The sequence below is a fragment of the Pseudomonas sp. 1 genome, assembly GCF_056626735.1.
Genome location: NZ_JBWXMQ010000022.1, coordinates 69,761 through 88,609, shown reverse-complemented (window position 1 = coordinate 88,609; position 18,849 = coordinate 69,761). Strand labels below are relative to the sequence as shown.

Annotated in this window: 13 protein-coding genes; 9 read left to right on the top strand and 4 right to left on the bottom strand. The window is 53.0% G+C overall.

The window, feature by feature from the left end:
- Positions 1-50: 50 nt before the first annotated feature.
- Positions 51-533, bottom strand: a complete 483-nt coding sequence (locus AC1MDC_RS25960) for an Hsp20/alpha crystallin family protein (protein ID WP_227235595.1) — start codon at positions 531-533, stop codon at positions 51-53.
- On the opposite strand from AC1MDC_RS25960, the gene AC1MDC_RS25955 reads away from it, so the two are divergent.
- Entirely contained in the window at positions 462-659 is a 198-nt protein-coding gene (locus tag AC1MDC_RS25955; protein WP_227235645.1) for a hypothetical protein, read from the top strand. The two genes, AC1MDC_RS25960 and AC1MDC_RS25955, sit on opposite strands and share 72 nt — an antisense overlap.
- A gap of 9 nt (positions 660-668) precedes the next feature.
- On the opposite strand, the gene arcD is transcribed toward AC1MDC_RS25955, so the two are convergent.
- On the bottom strand, positions 669-2,162 hold the full coding sequence (gene arcD, locus AC1MDC_RS25950; protein WP_480393981.1) for an arginine-ornithine antiporter: 1,494 nt from the start codon (positions 2,160-2,162) through the stop codon (positions 669-671).
- A 288-nt stretch (positions 2,163-2,450) separates the two neighbouring features.
- Between arcD and AC1MDC_RS25945 the strand changes: the two genes are divergently transcribed.
- Together AC1MDC_RS25945 and AC1MDC_RS25940 are read left to right on the top strand one after the other, a co-directional pair.
- Positions 2,451-2,951: a cupin domain-containing protein gene (locus AC1MDC_RS25945; RefSeq protein WP_234205299.1), complete on the top strand. Its 501-nt coding sequence runs from the start codon at positions 2,451-2,453 to the stop codon at positions 2,949-2,951.
- Between the two features lie 1,662 nt (positions 2,952-4,613).
- Positions 4,614-5,906, top strand: coding sequence for a tyrosine-type recombinase/integrase (locus AC1MDC_RS25940; protein ID WP_480393980.1), 1,293 nt, complete (start codon positions 4,614-4,616; stop codon positions 5,904-5,906).
- Between the two features lie 335 nt (positions 5,907-6,241).
- On the opposite strand, the gene AC1MDC_RS25935 is transcribed toward AC1MDC_RS25940, so the two are convergent.
- The gene (locus AC1MDC_RS25935) at positions 6,242-6,865 is read right to left on the bottom strand and encodes a DUF6988 family protein (protein WP_480393979.1); all 624 of its coding nucleotides are present in this window, start codon (positions 6,863-6,865) and stop codon (positions 6,242-6,244) included.
- Between the two features lie 241 nt (positions 6,866-7,106).
- Between AC1MDC_RS25935 and AC1MDC_RS25930 the strand changes: the two genes are divergently transcribed.
- Both AC1MDC_RS25930 and AC1MDC_RS25925 read left to right on the top strand, forming a co-directional pair.
- A complete protein-coding gene (locus tag AC1MDC_RS25930) occupies positions 7,107-7,772 on the top strand; it encodes a uracil-DNA glycosylase (protein WP_480393978.1) in 666 nt (221 codons plus the stop codon).
- A 191-nt stretch (positions 7,773-7,963) separates the two neighbouring features.
- Positions 7,964-9,253 carry a hypothetical protein gene (locus AC1MDC_RS25925; RefSeq protein WP_480393977.1) on the top strand — a complete coding sequence of 430 codons (1,290 nt, stop codon included), beginning with the start codon at positions 7,964-7,966 and terminating at the stop codon, positions 9,251-9,253.
- Positions 9,254-9,679: 426 nt separating this feature from the next.
- Here AC1MDC_RS25925 and AC1MDC_RS25920 read toward each other — a convergent pair whose 3' ends face one another.
- Positions 9,680-10,675 carry a hypothetical protein gene (locus AC1MDC_RS25920; RefSeq protein ID WP_480393976.1) on the bottom strand — a complete coding sequence of 332 codons (996 nt, stop codon included), beginning with the start codon at positions 10,673-10,675 and terminating at the stop codon, positions 9,680-9,682.
- A gap of 781 nt (positions 10,676-11,456) precedes the next feature.
- Here AC1MDC_RS25920 and AC1MDC_RS25915 point away from each other — a divergent pair.
- The 4 genes from AC1MDC_RS25915 (at position 11,457) to AC1MDC_RS25900 (ending at position 18,159) form a co-directional block, all read left to right on the top strand.
- The gene (locus AC1MDC_RS25915; RefSeq protein ID WP_480393975.1) at positions 11,457-15,794 is read left to right on the top strand and encodes an AAA domain-containing protein; all 4,338 of its coding nucleotides are present in this window, start codon (positions 11,457-11,459) and stop codon (positions 15,792-15,794) included.
- Positions 15,795-15,944: 150 nt separating this feature from the next.
- Positions 15,945-16,067: a hypothetical protein gene (locus AC1MDC_RS25910; protein WP_480393974.1), complete on the top strand. Its 123-nt coding sequence runs from the start codon at positions 15,945-15,947 to the stop codon at positions 16,065-16,067.
- Positions 16,054-17,400 (top strand): hypothetical protein, encoded by a 1,347-nt coding sequence (locus AC1MDC_RS25905; RefSeq protein WP_480393973.1) that lies wholly within the window; start codon positions 16,054-16,056, stop codon positions 17,398-17,400. The genes AC1MDC_RS25910 and AC1MDC_RS25905 overlap by 14 nt, the downstream gene beginning before the upstream one ends.
- 195 nt (positions 17,401-17,595) lie before the next feature.
- Entirely contained in the window at positions 17,596-18,159 is a 564-nt protein-coding gene (locus AC1MDC_RS25900) for a hypothetical protein (RefSeq protein WP_480393972.1), read from the top strand.
- Positions 18,160-18,849: the final 690 nt, after the last annotated feature.

Genomic DNA, 18,849 nt, shown 5'->3' with positions numbered 1-18,849 from the left:
AAGAAAAAGCCCCTTGCCAGTTTTCCGGCAAGGGGCATACATCTGCGGATTCATTCGCCCTTGATCGGCACGACCTTGTCCGCTTTCATCGCTTCGGGCTTTTTCGGCAGCGAGATGCTCAATACGCCTTTGCTGAAGTGCGCATCGATCTTCTCGGCGTCGACCCCTTTGGGCAGGTTGAACACACGCTCGAAGGAACCATAGTGACGCTCGCTCAAGTAATAGCCCTTGCGTTTTTCTTCCTTGTCCTCTTTCTTTTCGCCCTTAATGATCAGGCTGCCGTTGGACAGTTTGATTTCGATGTTCTTCTGGTCCATGCCGGGCAGTTCGGCCGTGATTTCGAAGCTTTTATCCTTTTCGGTGATATCCACGGCCGGCATGCTGGGGGAGAAGACGTCACGCGAGAAGAACGGTTCTACATCAAACAGCCCGCGGCTGAAGGGTGACATCAATGATCCACGGTGAAAATCCTCGAACAGGTGATCAACCTGCTGCCGCAGCTTTTCGAGTGGGCGCCAGATATCGGTCGTCACGGGCACCTGACTGGATTTTGCTTCCGCATGTTCCTGCATCTTTTTCAAGGAATTGCTCATTTTCGGTACTCCTCTCGGATTGAAGGCGCAGCGTCGGACGTCCTGTCGGCGAACCGCGCAGACTGAAAGAACTCCTTACAGCGTCAACGTCCCGGACCACAGCATCCAGCCCGCATAGCCCGCTGCGATCCAGATGATGATCAGCAAACCTGTCTCGGGACCGCCAAGAGGCTGACCCTCACGGGCTTTCAGTGTGCCCAGGTAGATCAGTGAGCCAGGGGCGTAGAGCAACGCGCTGAGCAGCAAGTATTTGGGGCCTGCGGCGTACAGCAACCAGACGCAATACAGCGTGGCGACCAGCGCGATGGCCAGGTCTCGCACTTGCAAGGCGCGATGACCGGCGTAGGTTTCGCCCTGCCAGGTCATTTTCAATGCATACAGACTGCTGAGCAGGTAGGGCAGCAGGATCATCGAGGTGGCAAGAGAAATCAGTGCCAGGTAACTGGCGCTCGAGTAAAGCGTCAACAGCAAAAACAGCTGGATGCATCCGTTGGTCAGCCACAAAGCGTGGGCAGGCACGCCCCGGGCGGACTCCTTACCAAGCGACGGTGGCATGACCTTTTCTTTCGCCGGTGTGAACACCGATTCAGCCGCCAGCAGTGTCCAGGCGAGTAGGGCGCCACCGACCGAAACAATCAAACCGATGCTGATCAGCACGGCACCCCATGGTCCGACGGCGGCCTGCAGTACGCCGGCCATCGAAGGATTTTTAAGGGCGGCCAGTTCCGGTTGTTTGAGTATGCCCAGTGACAGCAGGGACACCGCGATCAACAACAATAAGGTGATGATAAAACCGATGACAGTGGCGCGTCCGACATCGGCGCGCTCTGCCGCGCGGGCAGAAAACACATTGGCGCCTTCGATGCCGATAAACACCCAAACCGTCACCAGCATTGTGCTTTTGACTTGGTCGAGAGTGCTGCCCAGCCCCGGTGTTCCCCAGAAGTCCATGGCGAACGTGTCGCGCCGGAACGCCGCGATCACGAAGCCGATGAACAGCAACAGCGGCACAATTTTGGCCGCGGTGCTCAAGGCATTGGCACGAGCCGCCGTACGCATGCCCCGCAAGATCATCCAGTGCAAGGACCAGAGCACCACTGACGCGCCGGCAATCGCTGCTTTGTTATTGCCTTCACCAAATGCTGGAAAGAAGTAACTGAGCGCGGCAAACAGAATCACCAGATAGCTGACGTTGCCGATCCAGGCACTGATCCAGTAGCCCCAGGCAGAGTTGAAACTGAGAAAGTCACCACCGAGTGCCCGAGCATAGGCAAACACACCGTTATCCAATGCCGGCTGGCGGTTGGACAGGGACTGATAGACCAGTGCCAGCGATAGCATGCCGCCGCCGGTGATCAGCCAGCCAATGAGGATCGCCCCGGCCCCGGCGCTGGCCGCCATGTTTTGAGGAAGGCTGAAAATCCCGCTGCCGATCATCGATCCCACCACCAGAGCGACCAGAAGGCTCAGAGTGAGTCGCTTGGGCTCGGTTTTGGGTAAGCTGCCGGCCAGTGGGGGATGTTGGGCGGGGGTAGCGCCCGGTTGGATGTCTTGTAGTTGAGTAGCCATGACGTACCTCCACGAGACGGAATGGTCGGCATTGACCGCGAACGTCGAGGATTAATTTCGTCGAGAAGCGCGCATGTGTGTTTGATTAAAATCAACTGCAGGGAAAAACCTGAGGGCGTCGGTCTCACTAGCTGCGGCCGCATAGTTTTGAGCCAAAGGAGGGCAGATGTGACAGCAAATCCTCCTGCTCCAGGAGCGCTTATAGTTAGCTCAAGTAAATAGATGTTTAGTTGAGCTATACACGAAGCACATCGAAAATGACTGGGAAAGCCTATGAAACTAAGTCATATGACCGCCAAGGACGTGATCACTGCTCTGGATCTGGAACCGCACGTTGAAGGCGGTTTTTTTCGCAGAACCTATCAGGCCGACCACCGGGACATGCTCGAAACTATCGGCGGTCCGCGGTATCTGATGACGTCGATTTACTACTTGCTGACCGAGGAATCGCCGGTGGGCCAGTTTCATTTCAATCATTCCGACATCCTGCATTATTTCCATCTGGGCGACGCCATCGAATACAGCCTGATTCATGTAGACGGTTCACTACAGACATTGGTGATGGGTAGTGACGTTCTGGCTGGACAGCAACTGCAGTTCCACGTACCGGGCGGTATCTGGAAAGCATCCAGATTGCTGAATGGTGAGAATGGATTCGGGTTGATCAGCGAAGCGGTTTCACCAGGATTTGATTTCGCCGATATGGAAATGGGGAACCGGCAGAAACTCACAACGCAGTATCCACAGCATCGAGCGCTGATTGAAAAGCTAACGCGTGACGGGGATTGAGCGCAGCATATTTCAAATAGAGCAATCTGCGAGCAGCAAGGGTCAGGCCATTTGAGAGCGACGCAGGAGATAGAAATGGTGTGCGCAATCAGGCTAGCGTTGTAATATTTTGTTACGTGTAATGTATATTATGTTAAACGAGGTGCTATGTTAAAAATGTTCATGAGTCTCGTAAGGCACTGATTCGACATATCTGCTTCTGGTGCTCCAATCGCGAAATCACCGGAAACGGCCTCTTTAACCTCTTAACCTATTGATTCGGCGGGATATACGTTTGCCACGATCCAGGCGGCTCATCACTTTTTTAACGATATCAGCGGACACCCTGGTCCTTGCTACGGTTTATAACCTACTGATATCTATAGCTTTTTACCTTGCGGGATTCCGGGAACAGCTTCCCCGAGTTTTCGTCAATGAGCGGACTCATTCAACATTGTCTCTGGCGTTCCCGCTGGATAAAACTCAATGAAATCAGTGGTTAATGGGCTTTTTAACGTATTGATCGGACTTTCCCGGTGTTGCTTCTCTGTGACGAAATGAGCGGACATTCCCGGCATTGCTTCCGGCTAATGACTGGTTTCCTGCCGATGGCAAGCTGGTACCGAACCTCCTGGAAGCCCCGCAGATCAACCGTTCGACCTCACCGTAGAACGATGGCAAATGCTACCAGCCAGCGATCGCGTCAGAATGGGCCTCACCTTGAAGTTACGTCGGAACGCGCCCAGATTTGCCTTAATCAGCGGACATTCCCGGGCCGGATTTTGAGCAACGTGTCCTGCAGGCCAATAAAATCGGGCGCCTAGGCTTTTTTGGCTTTAATCAGCGGACTTCCCAGCGCCCCTTTGCGTTTAACGAAATCGGCGGACTTTCCCGACCGATAATGTTGGCTCACGATCGTATTTGGAATGACGTCGTTAAAAGCTCTATAAAACATAAGGTTAGCGCGATTTGACCATTTCAGCGGACATTCCCGGCGTGCCGTTTTGACGTAATGAGCGGACATTCCCTGGACCTCTGTTGGAACAAAGATGCCGTGCAGGCCACGGAATCTGCAGGTCTCCGCGGTTTTAACCAATGAACGGACGTTCCCGACACAGGGAGCTTTTAAGGCGATCAATCTAAGGACATGCGCAACAATCGTTTCGAATGATCAACGTGCAAACACTTTTCCGCTACCAATATTTGAATAAAGCAACGGTGCCTGGTTGGCGGCTGGTGTTAGCGGTCGGTATTCCTTAGGGACCTGATACGCGAGACGGCTCTGGCCTGCGTATTTAATTTTAAATACGCTCGTTAGGTTGAAGGGTTTCGTATTAAAAAATAATTAACCATATGAGGTGTCAATATTAGGGTAATTAGCGCGTGGGTGATTAAGCGTAGGGCCAGCGGATATTCTGCGAATCGGAGTGCATCTAAAAAGAAACGGAATTCAAAGATTCCTCACCCGCGAACTAAATCGTCAGGGTGCTACTTGTCAAGCATTGCAACTCAAATAAGTTTGGACTGAGTGGTAGTTGCGCAAGTGCAAAGCAGCGGCTACTATCCGGCAATGTCAATCCGTTATGCAAAAAAAAGAGTAGTAGTGAAGCGCATCTATGTAACTTCCGATTACTCCCATAACTGGAAGTTTCTTTTCAACGTTTAAAGTGTCTGGTGGTTCGAATGCTCAGCGCGCCAAAACCCATTTTTGAAACCTACGAGGCCTTTGTTGATCAAGACTTCAGTTTCAGTGAGCCCGCACTGAACTGCGTCAAAGACTTTTTAAATTCATTTCCCGAGGAACTGGAAGCCGGCCGTGGCTATTTGGCGGTGCGCACCTTTCTGCGAGCCTTTTCCGACAACGCACAGACCTTCAGTTCATACCGCACTCAGGCCGAGCGTTTATTGCTGTGGGCGCTACTGGTTAAGAAGAAGCCGTTGCACCTGTTAAAGCGTCAGGATGCCCAGGACTACTTGGATTTTTGTCGCAATCCCTCCCAGGACTGGGTGGGCCCTGTGACGCGTAGCCGTTTCATTCCTAACGATGAGGCGCATGTCACCGAAGCGGATGCGCTGATTCCGAATCCAAGGTGGTTCCCGTTCAATTCAAAAACGACGAAAGCGCTAGGAACGACTTCAGAGCCGAACTCGACGAGTCCGGTGTATACGACCACTGAAAGCAGCCTCAAACAGGTGTTTACGGTGTGCAGTCGGTTTTATGAGTTTCTGATCGAGGACGGTGGCGCGGCCTCCAATCCATTCAGAATGCTGAAAAAATCGAACCGCTTTACCGACGACACGTTCGACGTAACCTCGGGACGGGCCTTGACGCCCCTGCAATGGGATTACGTCTTGGAAACCGCCGAAAAGTTGGCGGAGGATGATCCCGTCCGTTTTGAACGTACCCTCTTCATCCTGGCGACTCTTTTTGCGATGTACCTGCGTGTCTCCGATGTGGTGGGCCGGAAGAATTGGAAGCCCACCATGGGCGACTTCCGCCAAGACGCTGAGGGCTTTTGGTGGTACCACGCGGTGGGAAAAGGCAATAAAGCCGGCAAGATCGCTGTTCGCGATGAATACATCGAAAGTTACCTCAAGCGTTACCGCAAATTTCTAGGGCTCAGTGATCTGCCTGAGCGCAATGAGTCCACGCCTTTAATCTCGACCCTCAGAGGTCGATCGGGGCTGTCAGATCGGCAGGTTCGCGCCCTCCTCCAAATCATCTTCGACAAAGCGCTGGAAAGAATGCGCGGTGAGGGGCGTGAAAAACATGAAATGGACAGCCTGTTGGTGGCGTCTGCTCATTGGTTGCGCCATACCTCGGCGACGTTCGATGCGCCGCTGCGTGAGGCCAAAGACCTTCAGGTCGACCTACGGCACAGCAATCTCAGTACCACGCAGGACACGTATTACCATTCCCACGACCAAGCACGCGGGTACTCAGTCAAACGTATTGGTATGCGCGATCGCGGTTGAGCTTAGGCGACGCCTGGATTGGTATGGCGCCTACCAGGTTTCTGGACTCTCTCAACTTCGTCAGCGATGACAACTGCTTCGCTGTAATCAGGCACGCCATCTCATGGATGATGGTTATGCATTAGATACGCTGCACCGATATGCAGAGATGGACGCTGACGTTATTATGATTTGGACGCCTTAGAATTAAAATTGACTCATCACAGTTCTCAGACTAAATATCTCAGGATCGCTCCAAGGTCTTCGTTGCTCGCTCATCACTGATCCCAATCGATCTGCTGCCACTAGTTGTCCGCCTAGAGTAAATCCCCCCCTTACGTCATTCTCATCTAAGTTCAAGATGGAGGAGGCAGGCAGTCCGTGAACTGGTTCTGCAGTTCTGTCATTCTGCCCTCCTCTGGCGGCACGCCTGCCATTATGAGTACCAAATTGCCTGCCAACCCCAGCAGGGCATTCGATAGCTTAATCATCATCACAGCCAACTCGACTGGGAACCCGGAGCCATGTCTGGAAACTGCATGAATCCCGCCATGCACAAATGAATTGAGCGGCTGCCAAGAAGACTTCTTGAATTCTCTTAATGGTCCGATGGGGACGTGAGAAGCTTTTGCCTCAATATCGTCAAGCATCGTATTGAGTGGAACAGCTTTATTGGCACTCTTGGCGCTATCAGGGGTCAGTTCAGCAAGCGTCAATTCAACCTGATCGTCAGTGGCTGTGTAAAGTGACCACAACGCGCGAACCAACGCTTCGTACTGAACCCTCATCAAAGCCGCAGCCGATGAGCATAGCCTGGCTGCGACTAGATGTTTGATGCTACGAGAGTGCTCGAAGCTCAGGCTTACTAGAATCCGGGCAGCCTCAAATCTCTGCGCTCTTCCTTGTGGCTCGAGCTCAAATAGCTCATTGATTTTTTGGTCATATAGCGACGAACGACTCAAGAGTGCGTCGAGATCCATATACTTGGCGCCTATTGTAAGAAATCGAGCAGAATAAATTGAACTGACCATAAGGGCCAACGCCTCTGCGTGCTGATAAGGTCTGCGACCTCCTGTGGTTGATTGGGATGACCGAGGGGAATCCCGCCCAGGGAATCCATTACGGACTGCCTGACTGCCTCTTCTTCAATCCCGCCTGGCTGCCGGGGCGATCAACTTCGCGGCGCGGTCTAATCAGGCGTTAGAGATCAGGAGAAACTTAGTGACTCTTTCAATGTTGGAAAACGAAATTCAAGCCTGCCGCAGGTGTGCTAGTACTCTCTGCAAATTTGATGTTGAACCGCGACCTATCTTTAGCGGAGGAGTTGACTACCCCATCTTTTTGCTTGGCCAAGCCCCAGGCAAGACCGAGTACGAGAGACGGGCACCCTTTCAGGGGGATGCTGGCAAATCCATCAAAGCACAGTTTGCGGCTTGCGGCCTTTCGAACTTTGAACGCAACGTCTATCAAACCTCCGTCACAAAGTGCTTCCCTGGTCGCCGCCCTAGAACATCAACAGACCGTATGCCGAGCGCGATCGAGGTGAAAAATTGCCTGCCATTTCTGGAGCGCCAACTTGGACTTGTGAAGCCGAAACTGCTGGTCTGCCTCGGTGGCCTTTCATGGAAGGCATTTCTATCAATACAGGAAGCCGCAGAACCTGGTTTCTGCTCGCGTGAGATCGGCATCTCCCGTCCGAGCGGTGTAAGAGTTCCGCACATGGTGGGGCGTCGTTTTCAGTGGCATTCGACGCTGGTGTTACCAATGATCCATCCCGCCGGAAGTGCAAACGGAGCACGTTCGCAGTATCCAGATCACGATCGAGAGTCAAAGGCTCTCTTGGCTAGGTCGCTCGCCGAATTGGGTCTGAGCGATCTTCACCCCTAATTGAAAGGACATGCCTCGGCAAGCTGGATCATGCCGCTCAACTGATATCTTTGGCGATGCCGGAGCTCATCATCGAGGGTACTGTGGGTGTTGGTGTGCGTGTGGGGTTCAATCCCATTGTCATCATAAGTCTTGGGCTAGGCTGATGTCGTCCCTACTGAATTTGCCAACCGCTCTCAAGAAGCTCATGCATGGAAGACATACCAAACGCCTCTACCGCCACTGCTGATTCGTCGGAGGACACCATTACTCGGGAGTCTCTCTACGAACAGGCTTGGTCTGCACCCATGACTAAAATAGCTGAACGGTATGGCGTCTCTTCCAGTTACCTAGCACGCATTTTCACCAACCTTAATATACCCCGCCCTCCAGTGGGATATTGGGCTCAAGTGGCTGCGGGGAGGCGCATAACGCCGCCAGTACTCCCGGATGCCCAACCAGGTGCGCTCGTCGCCTGGAGCCGGAATGGAGCGCCGGAGAAAATTTCACGGTCTCTTCCAAAAGCCCCTGTAAAGAGCCGCGGTAAGCTGGCTGATCGTTTTGCACTCCTTCCTCGTCGGCATCCGCTATTGATAGACATCGAAGAGCATTTTAAGAAAGCCCACGAAACGGATGAAGGTTATCTTCGTCCCTCGAAGCGCTCCATGGTAGACCTGATAGTAAGTAGCTCTGGAGTAAGCCATGCGGTCAACTTTGCTAATCAGCTGTACTTGGCGCTGATGAAGAAGGGTCTCGCGGTCGCGTTATCTGATCCTACGACTCACATGGGGCGTGAGCCCGTGGACCATCGAGAGAAAGCATCAAATAGGTACGTCCACCCTGCCCTTTGGCAGCCACAGCGTCCAACGGTGACTTACATCGGGACCGTCGTATTTGGTCTGTCCATCTATGAGATCAGCGAATACGTCCACGTAAAACGACCGGACAAGAAGTACGTCCGAATGACGTCGCTGCCGGTGAGTAAGCGACGTTCCGATTTTCCAGATGGATGGATGATGAGCGCCGACATGCCAAGCGGCAGACTCTGCTTGCAGGTGTACTCCCCGTACTACGGTGTGGAGTGGGTTCAGCGGTGGCTGGAAGACAAGCCTGGTGATTCAGTCGGCAAGATCCCAAGCATCATAAAGTCGCTGATCGCCGAGGCTCCGATGCTGGCTGTCAGGGTTGAGAACCAACGAGTGCGGAACGAGCAGGAACGACAGCGGCACAAGTTAGAGATGGAAGAGTGGAGACGTAAGGAGGAGGAAAAGCGGCGGCTCAAGGTGATCCAGGACAGCCGCGATCGACTCGAATCGGTTATTCAGACTTGGGCAAAAGTGAACAGCATTCGTGTTTTCTTCGACGACATCGCCCAAAAAGCGGAGCATCTCGAATCAGGAGAGCGACAAGCTGTATTGGATCGCTTAGCCCAAGCGAAAGATCTGATCGGAGATTTCGACGCTCTCAAGCATTTTGAGGGTTGGGATCCACCGAAACTCTAGGAGCTTCCATCATTGGTTGGTACGCGAGAGTTTTGTGCCGCTCGCGCGTGAAAAATCTTCGAGATCCTTCCAAGTTGATCGACGATTTTTCGATTCGAAAATCTCTCATCACAAAGCACACCAGAGAAATCGGTTCTACGCTTCACCTCCGAAGCCCCGGCACCCCAGAATCACTTTAATTTGGCCATTTGCAGATGGAGAAACCGGGGTATTGAGTCTATTTGCTACTTGCCCGCAATCTGTCCATATCATCTGGTTAGGATGCCATGCCTTTCACAAAGCGGTTTTGAAAGCCTCGATGCCATACTTATCAAGGGTTGGAACCGATGTATCACTGCCTGGCAAACCACGGGAGTATTTCCCCGGAAAACCGGCGCTGATTGCCCGCTCTTCGGGCGGCATGTGAGTTGTGAGACCGACCTCCAATCACGACGCGATGCGAATACCCGTTGCTCCATAGCGTTGCTTGAGATCTTGATCCACCTCCGCTACGAAGCGCTCGGGGCGCACGCCCAACAAAGTCGAAGTCAGCTGCTGCACGGCTTCAACATTCTTGGCTCTAAGCGCCTGAGTTTTGACAAGTTGCACCGTCAATACTAGGTTCGCTGGCTCCAAGAAATCGAAGATCAATTTTTGCTGAGCCTCGAACTCCCGCTCAATCACTGAAAGCGCACCAAGCTCGCGAAAGATCGCCTCGGTTTCAAGCAGTTCAACTTTGGTCAGGCGCTTCTTGGTAGGAATTGCTTCGACTCGATGGAGAAAGGAGTAAAGTTTTTCTTGGTAGCTTCGCGCATCCAAATCCAGCCAAAGTCCCAGGCCTTTAAGAAATCCACAAATGTGTGGATACCACCGGCGTTCAACGGCGTCCTTGCCTTTTGCCGTTTCGTCTTTTTTGGTGATCTGGTATTCCCACGTTATCTGGAGGGAGTTGCGACGCCAGCGCTCCACAAGAGTTTCAAAAACCGCCTCAGGAAAAGCTTCACGGATTCGGAATATTTGAGTCTCTAGGTGACGGAGTTGTTTCAGGGCGGTTTTGACACGTGTAATCAGTTCTGTTCGGTCCTTAAGCCTTTCATTTATTTGATGGGTGCGGATAGAAATACGCTCTGCGGAGCCCAGCTCTAAAAGGGCTTTCCTGACCTGGTCGTCATCAAGACCTAGATGGTTGAAGGCGCAACAGTTGCCAATCAACACCCGTTGCCCGGTTATGCACTCCACCGCGAATCCATGAGAGTGCTCTTGCCCGCAGCGACTACCTTTTTTAAGAAACTGACACTGTGCTTCTGATTTGATCAAATGATAGGAGCGTAAAGGACGGCTGTAGGTTTCTTTCGACAAAAGACAATCGAAATCAATAGCGAACAGACTTTTGATTTCGTCGAGGTACCTGATTTCGTGAGTGGCTGTGATAGATGACGACATGGGCTACTCCACAATGCATGGGGCGAGGCTTGACCATCGGGGTATGATGTTATCGTCGCATCAGTGGTTATGCAACCAGCCTGTCTAAGCGTACAGTTAGTGCTTTACGGGACTAGCTCCGAGGCTTCGGTCCCCAAAAGAGAGCTGCTCCAGATACGATTGTGCCTAGGCGGATCCGCCGAGCAGTGCCTTACGGTCAGCGGCGTTTTGCAGATGACAATCCTTACACACGGCTTGTAGTGTCGCGCTCTGATGTGCCTGTAGCGTGTAGGCGAGAGCGGAGTTGTCTACAGGTAATGTGAAAGGTTGGTCGCTCCACCAATCGAAACCACGAGATGCGTTGAGAAACTCAGACGCTGTCATCAGCTGCATCGCCTGACGGGCTATCGATTGGAATTCGGGATCCACGTGGTCAACTTCGGTAGATGGAAGAACGCCACACCGCTCGCAGACCGGAAATGCGAGCCTTCGAACTGAGTCTTGGTCATTCCAACAAAAAAAGCAGCGCCTCGTGGCATGCTCTTGCCTCCCTACTACGATGGGTCACTGTAGCCGTCAAGCCACTTTGGCGCACCCGTGACGGCTTAGTAAAGAACGTTTCCGATTAGCTGCTCGCGGTCTCCATATGTCGTGCGGTCGCAGAAACGCAAGTGTGTTGGCGTGGTCGAGCCTGAGCCAGTATTGTGACGGCCATCTAATAGTCATTTTTTTTGGATTGCTCTCGATACCGATTCGACGGATATCGAGCGGCGAAGTCCAGCGTTCGTTTTAGGGGAATCTAATGGAAACTCTGGGGCAGCAACTTCGGCCGGTAGCCACACGGATCAGTCAGTATTTTCGCGACTTTTTAGACTCGGATTTCAAGCGTCAACAAGCTCCGCGCCGCCGAATCGTGCTGACCACCGACACCGGATTTAGATCAGGGATGCGTACCTCGCCCTACCCCTCCCTGGATCGCGACCTATGGAATCTTTTAGGGCGTCCATCTAGCGAGGACCTGTCACTGACGATCGACCCACGGCGTTATACGCGCCCGATCAGTGATGTGCTTCGCAAAGTGATCCACGAACAAGTAAACGCCATCCCGGCGTCTTCCCTAGAAACCGTACATACTGCGGTGGAGGAATTAGCCGCAAAATCCTACGCAAAAGCGATTGATGACCCGGAACTATGGGTTGAGTCAGTCCAAAACCACTTGGGTAGCAAAGTCGCCGAACATATCATTAAGCCTCTGATCGCTCACCTGGATGGCCCACTGCGCAATCAGGCGTACTGGGTAATGGACTCATTATTCGCCGCAGAGAAGGACCTTGTTGATCGCGTCTGCGGTGACCTATCCCGAGTCCTCCCAGAGCTGCTGGCCAAGCTGCTCGCCACCCAGGACTCAGCCCCGCTCAAAGAGGCGATTCCACACTTCCTGACCTTAGAAGGGACTCGCCAGGCGTTGATGGCGTTCTTTGAAGGATTCGTTGCCGCTGACGCTTTTCACGAGTTTCGAGACCTGGAGACCTACGTTGCTACCAGCGACGGTATGCAGCTCTATCTGTACATCGGTGCGGTGAAGTACGGCGGAAACCAATATCCGCTGTTCTTCCTGCCTGTCGAAGTGCATCGAGAGGAAAAGGGAGCCGGTTACAAGCTAAAGCTGCTCAACCAACTTTATACCAATCGCAAAGCGATCGACTTTGTTCTGCAGGAGCTGGCTGCTGGACTTGAGCGCGCGTGGGTCTCTCCGATCCCCGAACGAATCCATTACATCAAACCCGAGCAATCCCTATACGAAGAGGCTCGCGCGCTGTTCCAGCGTGTGGCTAATGCTATGGACCTCGGCGGCAAGATCAGCCTCTCGTCTTCTGATGCCGACGCCTCGACAATCGCGGTCGGGCTGTCCAGCTCACTGTCCCTGGCTGCGTATGAACGTTCGGACGAGGCATTACTCAACGATTACGAAGAGATCCTCGAAGCACTGAAGCATGGCGGATCGGCCGTGGTTGAACTGTTCGAGGGCATCGTTGGTGGTGTATTGCGCGAGAACCCCAAATCCATTGCTGCGGCCGTAGAGACCACTTGGGATGCGCTTCCCATGGTGGATCGCATGGTCTTCGACTCACCGATCCCACTGAACGAAGAGCAGCGCAAAGTCTTGATTGCCGTGCGGCAGCCTGAAGGCAAGATCGTAGTTGTCTCCGGCCCCCCAGGTACCGGCAAGAGCCATACGATCACAGCAATCGCCGCCGACTGCGCGTTTAACCAACGATCCTGCCTTGTGTTGTCGGATAAGACCGAAGCGCTGGATGTGGTCTACGACAAACTGTCGGAAGCGATGTCACGCGTACGCCACGATAGCGACTTCCCAAATCCGATACTCCGGCTCGGCCAACAAGCTCATAACTTTCGCAAACTGACCTCAAATCAGGCGGTGACACAGATCGGGGCCTACGCCAAGGCAATGAAGGCGAATCAGCCCCGACTCGAAGAGGAGAAAAAGAGTCGGTCGGAGAATCTGAAAGAACAGATCAAGCTGACTGTGGCGACATTAGGCGCCATCGAAATGTCCAGCGTTCAAGCAATGCTCAAAGACGAAACCGAGCTCGCTGAGCTTGCCCCGTCGGTACTGGAAGTGTTGAAACGCGCCAGTGGTGCCAGTCTGATTTCAGAGCTCGAGAGCATTAGCGAGCACCTCACTGGGGTGGAACAGTACCTTCTTGAGGTCTTCTCGGAGGGCGACTTTAACCCACAAAGTCTTTGGAACAGAACGCGCAGGGATGCATTACTGGTAGCCTTCACTCAGGAGCATTCTGACGCCCCATGGGATCTGTTCGAGTCGATGTCGCCCGCCGACCTGCGCACGCTTGGCGGACTTCTACTCAGCTACGGTCAACTGAAGATGCCTCTGTTCGGTTACCTGTTCCGTGGCGGGCAGGTGCGCGAAATTGAACGTCAGCTTAATGACTTACCCGTTAGCAGTCCCTTGCAGCTCAAGCAACGGCAAGCGATGTTGTCTAACCTAGTTGAGGTGGCCAATAAGCTGCGATTGGCGCTACAGAGCGAAGATCTAGAAGAAGAATTCGAGGGTTGCTATCGGCTGCTTACTCGAGGGAAAACGCCAAAGCTCGACGCAGGCAATGCAGCAAAAGCCATGGCCATTCTGCGTCGTGTTGATACCCAAATAGTGGACGTGCTGCTTGAACAACCAAAGGATGATGCCCGTCTCTGGCCCCTGTCCGTTCGATTCCTGCACGGCTGGCTGCGCACTCGGGAGGCCTTCGCATCGGCGCCCCAGTATGATTATGCCGGTACCAAGACCCAGCTCGAGCGCCTCAACACCTCGGTCATGAACGCACACGTAGACACGCGTCTACTGAGTTTCATGGAGAATTACCGTTCAGATGCACGGGCGCTGGCTGGCGTAATCGCTAACCGACAAAAATTTCCAGAAGACAAGTTCACGCACGTACGCGAGAGCTTCCCGGTCATCATCGCCAGTATTCGCGAGTTTGGTGAATACATGCCATTGGCCCCTGACATGTTCGACGTGGTGGTCATCGACGAGGCCTCACAGGTCTCAGTCGCCCAAGCATTACCGGCGCTATTGCGCGCGAAGAAGGTCGTCGTGCTGGGCGATGACAAACAATTTTCAAACGTGAAATCGGCGAACGCCAGCATTGAGCAGAATGACAAGTATCGCAATGAGCTGAAAAACTATTTCACCTCCCACGTCAGCGGCGCAGCCGACGCCCTGCAACGGCTGTCCATGTTCGACGTTAAGCGTTCCATTCTGGAGTTCTGCAACCACGCGGCCTCTTACTCAGTCATGCTGCGCAAGCACTTCCGTTCTTACCAGGAACTCATCGGATACTCCTCGGGCATGTTTTATGGGCACCAATTGCAGGCCATCAAAATCCGCGGCATCCCGGTCGACGAAGTCATCCGATTCGACATCGTCGATACGACAGACAAGAGAGTGACCCGGGGTACCAATGAAGCGGAGGCGGATTTCATTCTTGACCGCCTTCTTGAGCTGATCGAGGAGGAAGCGCCACCGACCGTAGGCATTATTTCGCCCTTTCGTGAACAGCAGACCCTACTGTCTAAGAAGCTGTTCAATCACCCCCGCGGCGCTGACTTCGAACGCCTGTTGCGGTTGAAGGTTATGACCTTCGACAGCTGCCAGGGAGAGGAACGGCACATCATTTTCTACTCGATGGTAGCGACGGCTGATGAGGACGCGCTCAACTATATCTTTCCGGTTGAGCTGAGTGACGCAGAACAGGCTGTGGAGCAAAAACTGAAGGTACAGCGTCTGAACGTCGGTTTCAGCCGCGCTCAGGAAATGATTTGGTTTGTTCACTCCAAGCCACTCAATGAGTTTCGCGGCGCCATCGGACAAGCGCTTAACCACTATGCGAACATTCTGGAGAACGCCAATAGACTACCTTCTGGCGAAGACACCGATCAATCCAGCCCTATGGAAGCAAAGGTTCTGGAGTGGTTTCGCCAGACCAAGTTCTATCAGTCCAATATCGACGCCATCGATGTCTTTGCTCAGTTCGAGATCGGAACTTATCTCAAGCAGCTTGACCCGACCTACGAGCATCCGAAATGGCGCGTTGACTTTCTGGTGACGTACCAATCGAGCAAAGGCCCAATCCAGATCGTGATCGAGTACGACGGCTTCGATTATCACTTTGCCAAGGGCAAACACGTTCACGTGGGCAATCATGAACGCTACCTGAATGAGGCCGACGTGGAGCGCCAGCTAACGCTGGAGAGCTATGGCTATCGGTTCCTACGCATCAATCGTTTCAATTTGGGTGACGACCCTGTCGTAACTATGTCAGATCGTCTTTACCAGTTAGTGGAAATTGCCGTGGGTGAGCAGATTTCAGAGGCGGTCAACCATATTCAGTCTCAGGCTCAAGGCTTGGCAAACAAAGAGCTCAAACCGTGCTCGAAGTGCGGCCAGATTAGGGAAAAGACGGATTATTACGATCCGGCACTAGGCGGTGGTGCTGGCGGTTTCGGCCGCGTGTGCATGATTTGCAAAGGCAGCAAGGCCAGTTCCCTGGCTGGGAAAACAACACAACGCCGTTTTCGCAAAAGCCGTCGCTGGGGATAACTTCTACAGGGCGGTCACAAACGGCTGCCCTGCATTTACGCTGATCGTTGGATGCCCCTTCTGATCGATAGAAATCACTCGGCCAACTGTGGACATTCAGCGTCGCTGAATTCTGGGGTGGTTCAGTGTGGCACGAAAGGAGCTGTTTACATGACTATTCGTGACGAGCTGTTCGTATGGCATATTCGAGGGATACCCGGCTTGATGATTCGCATGTTACTCGCCGGCTCCAATGCTTCAGAAATAGAAGGATCTATGTATGGCTGTGAATGAAGAGTTTGTTGATGCTATCGAGACCCTCTGGAAAATCCCTGCGCCTGGTCCAGAAAACATTTATTCAGATCCAGCGTTCATTGCCCTCATGGGGGTGTGTTCCGAGCGTTATGGACTCCCAAAAAATCCATTCGGGTTAAGTTTCGCGCTAGGCAATGCTCTGCGTTCACTTGGCGCCCCATGCCTACAGTCTTCGACGGCGCCAGGTGGGCGTCTGACGATGCGTGGGATTGCCGATACGCTAGACCACGCTTTTACTCGCAAGACCGTCAACCGTAGATACCTATGCCCCTTAGATTGCGCCGACAGCCTTCCGGCGTTGGCGTTCGGCAATGCGACTGTTCGACATTTCACCGCCATTGAACTGGAAGAGCTTTTTGATGAGCGCCGGCTGATGTGCAATTTTCAAGGATGGAAACTGGATTCCGCGAAGCTGTCAGAGTTTTACTGGCTTGTGGTCGAAGAAGAGTTTCAGGTTGAGAAACCTCTGGGTGCAGGCGTTACACAATTTTGCTATCAGCGGATTGATCGGGACCTTGGGGAGATTGACCCGCATCAAAGCCGTTTTCCACGACCAGTTGAAGAAGCTCTATTTTTTCTAATGCTGGGGAATTGGGAATCCTGGTCGGCTATGAATGAGGTGGATTGGCGAGGCTTTCGAGTTCGTTGGGTTTACACACTGGATGAAGATTTATTCATGGCACCATCAAAACCACCCAGCGCTGATAGCCTTTCTTGGCAGCCCCATATCTATGATTCGGGGTGGGGTGAAGTAGTAGAGGAGGAACGCCCCATCGTGTACGAGCTTACCCACAACGCCAACCATGAAATGCAACGCTTAGATAATAATTACTGGCAGCAATTGGTTAACGCACGTGCGACACCACTTTTCGAAACACCTGTTGAGCATTTTCTTGTTCGGGCCTTTCTCTCGGATGGCATCGACGAGTTCATGGCTCATTTGACCGTAATCGATGCCGCCTTTGGGCTACACAAAGATTACGACAAAAAGAATCGGCCGAAAGACGATCCGCTTCGGGGAGCCGGAGCAACAAAGCGAGTCGCGACCCGGTTGGCAGCAGCGCTAAATGAGCCTGGAGCGACTGAGGCTTACAATGAACTTTTCAATCTGAGGAGCGCTTTCATTCATGGGCGCTCCGAAGTGGATAAAATCTCCATGGAGAAGCGTGTTCTTGCGCGAAGCCTCGCTAGAAAAGCCGCAGAGGCGCTCGTTTCACTGTCTAGTTCTCCCGACCCCTCTCGTGAGTCCGTCCTCAGAACGCTTCTGGTATGCGGTTCCGAAATACAATCATCTGCTGGAATATCTGAGTGAGCCTCACCTCATAGAAAATTGGACTGGCTATTGGGTAGTTTCAGCCGGTCGAGACAGACAGAAAGCGGCCAGTTTCAGCCGTTCTACACTTCTGCCTAGATCGCTGACCACCAGGAGATACACCTGCGAGAACTTGCGCAGAGCGCAGACCTCTCCGTTGTGCTTCCCCAAAATACGAGAATCTCAGGAGTCGGTTTGTCAGCGAATGATCTTGTTCTAGCGGGTTACCCGCCTCTTCTCAGCCATATCCTCAATGGCAAAGAATACGGGCCACTCCTGAAAGGGCCGAATGTCGATAGGCATAGAAAAGAATGGCGCGCGCTCATGGGGGAGCTGACCACGAACGCTCCCAAGGACTGTGCCATTGCCGATCGCTTTCACACTCAGTGGCATGTCTCCCACCATTACATCCGAGAGCTTGTCGACGACGACCGCTTGTTGATGGACATGCTCTGGACGTGGTTGCCTCGTTATAAGGGCCCCGATCTGCAGCTCTATCGTGGAGAAAATATCGATCGACTCGAACGCGGACTGATTGGAACCGCATGGAGCGATAAAGAGCAGACAGCCCAAATGTTCGCTAGCGGGTGGAACGCCATGGGCAAAGGTGGAGTTATCATGGAAACGACTGCGCCAGCGGATGCAATAATCGCTGGGCCATCAGCTCATAGCATCTATTTGGGTGAGCACGAGTTTACCGTCGATTGGCGCAGATTGAGCACTATAAGTCGTAAACGGTATTTTTGTCCGTGTCAGTGACAGCCGGTGCCGACCACTGGCGAGCACGGAAAATAGATTGGTACGGCGCTTCCCAGCCAACTGATCAGAACGGCCGTTATCGGATAATTTCAACGGCTCTTTCGGCTGGTTTACGGCCCTCGTCCGCAGTCAACATCGGCCAAAAGCGGTCCTCCGATTCGTGATGTCTGTGGCTCATTTGTGCTTACTGCAACCCAATCAGCTTTCAAGCCGGTACGGAGTTTAGCCTCGTTAGCCTGGAAAACCTGCTCTACCAACTCTGGGACAGACCAAGTCATGTCTATCTCGTGGATCTGGTATTAGTTATGGGCTGTGACTCCTAATCACCGTCCGAGGCATGCCAGTGGAGCGACGACTCAATGCAACGCCGGTACTGGGTATCAATCTGCCTCGGAGCAAGGCGAACGTATCGTTCGGCTTTCTCACACTATTCGCCGGTGAGCTTCTCCAAGACCGCCCTTTCTGCGCCGTTTGTATGCTGCCCTCAGGACTGCGGATCGAACCCGAAGACGCGTAGCTCTTGGTCACAACGACAGGCCTTCGCGATGCACATGAGGAGCCCCTCGCTAGGAAGGGCTTGCTGTCATGTGGGCGCCGGTGATGGTTTTAATTTTCAAGCAAAGAATAATTATATTGATTAGGGCCGCTAGCGATCGCTCAAAGGTCTGCTAAAGCTATCTACAAGACAAT

Coding starts and splice junctions, on each gene's coding strand:
- AC1MDC_RS25940 (WP_480393980.1), top strand. CDS start 4,614: ATGCTCAGCGCGCCAAAACCCATTTTTGAAACCTACGAGGCCTTTGTT.
- AC1MDC_RS25935 (WP_480393979.1), bottom strand. CDS start 6,865: ATGGATCTCGACGCACTCTTGAGTCGTTCGTCGCTATATGACCAAAAA.
- AC1MDC_RS25910 (WP_480393974.1), top strand. CDS start 15,945: ATGACTATTCGTGACGAGCTGTTCGTATGGCATATTCGAGGGATACCC.
- arcD (WP_480393981.1), bottom strand. CDS start 2,162: ATGGCTACTCAACTACAAGACATCCAACCGGGCGCTACCCCCGCCCAA.
- AC1MDC_RS25905 (WP_480393973.1), top strand. CDS start 16,054: ATGGCTGTGAATGAAGAGTTTGTTGATGCTATCGAGACCCTCTGGAAA.
- AC1MDC_RS25920 (WP_480393976.1), bottom strand. CDS start 10,675: ATGTCGTCATCTATCACAGCCACTCACGAAATCAGGTACCTCGACGAA.
- AC1MDC_RS25915 (WP_480393975.1), top strand. CDS start 11,457: ATGGAAACTCTGGGGCAGCAACTTCGGCCGGTAGCCACACGGATCAGT.
- AC1MDC_RS25925 (WP_480393977.1), top strand. CDS start 7,964: ATGGAAGACATACCAAACGCCTCTACCGCCACTGCTGATTCGTCGGAG.
- AC1MDC_RS25945 (WP_234205299.1), top strand. CDS start 2,451: ATGACCGCCAAGGACGTGATCACTGCTCTGGATCTGGAACCGCACGTT.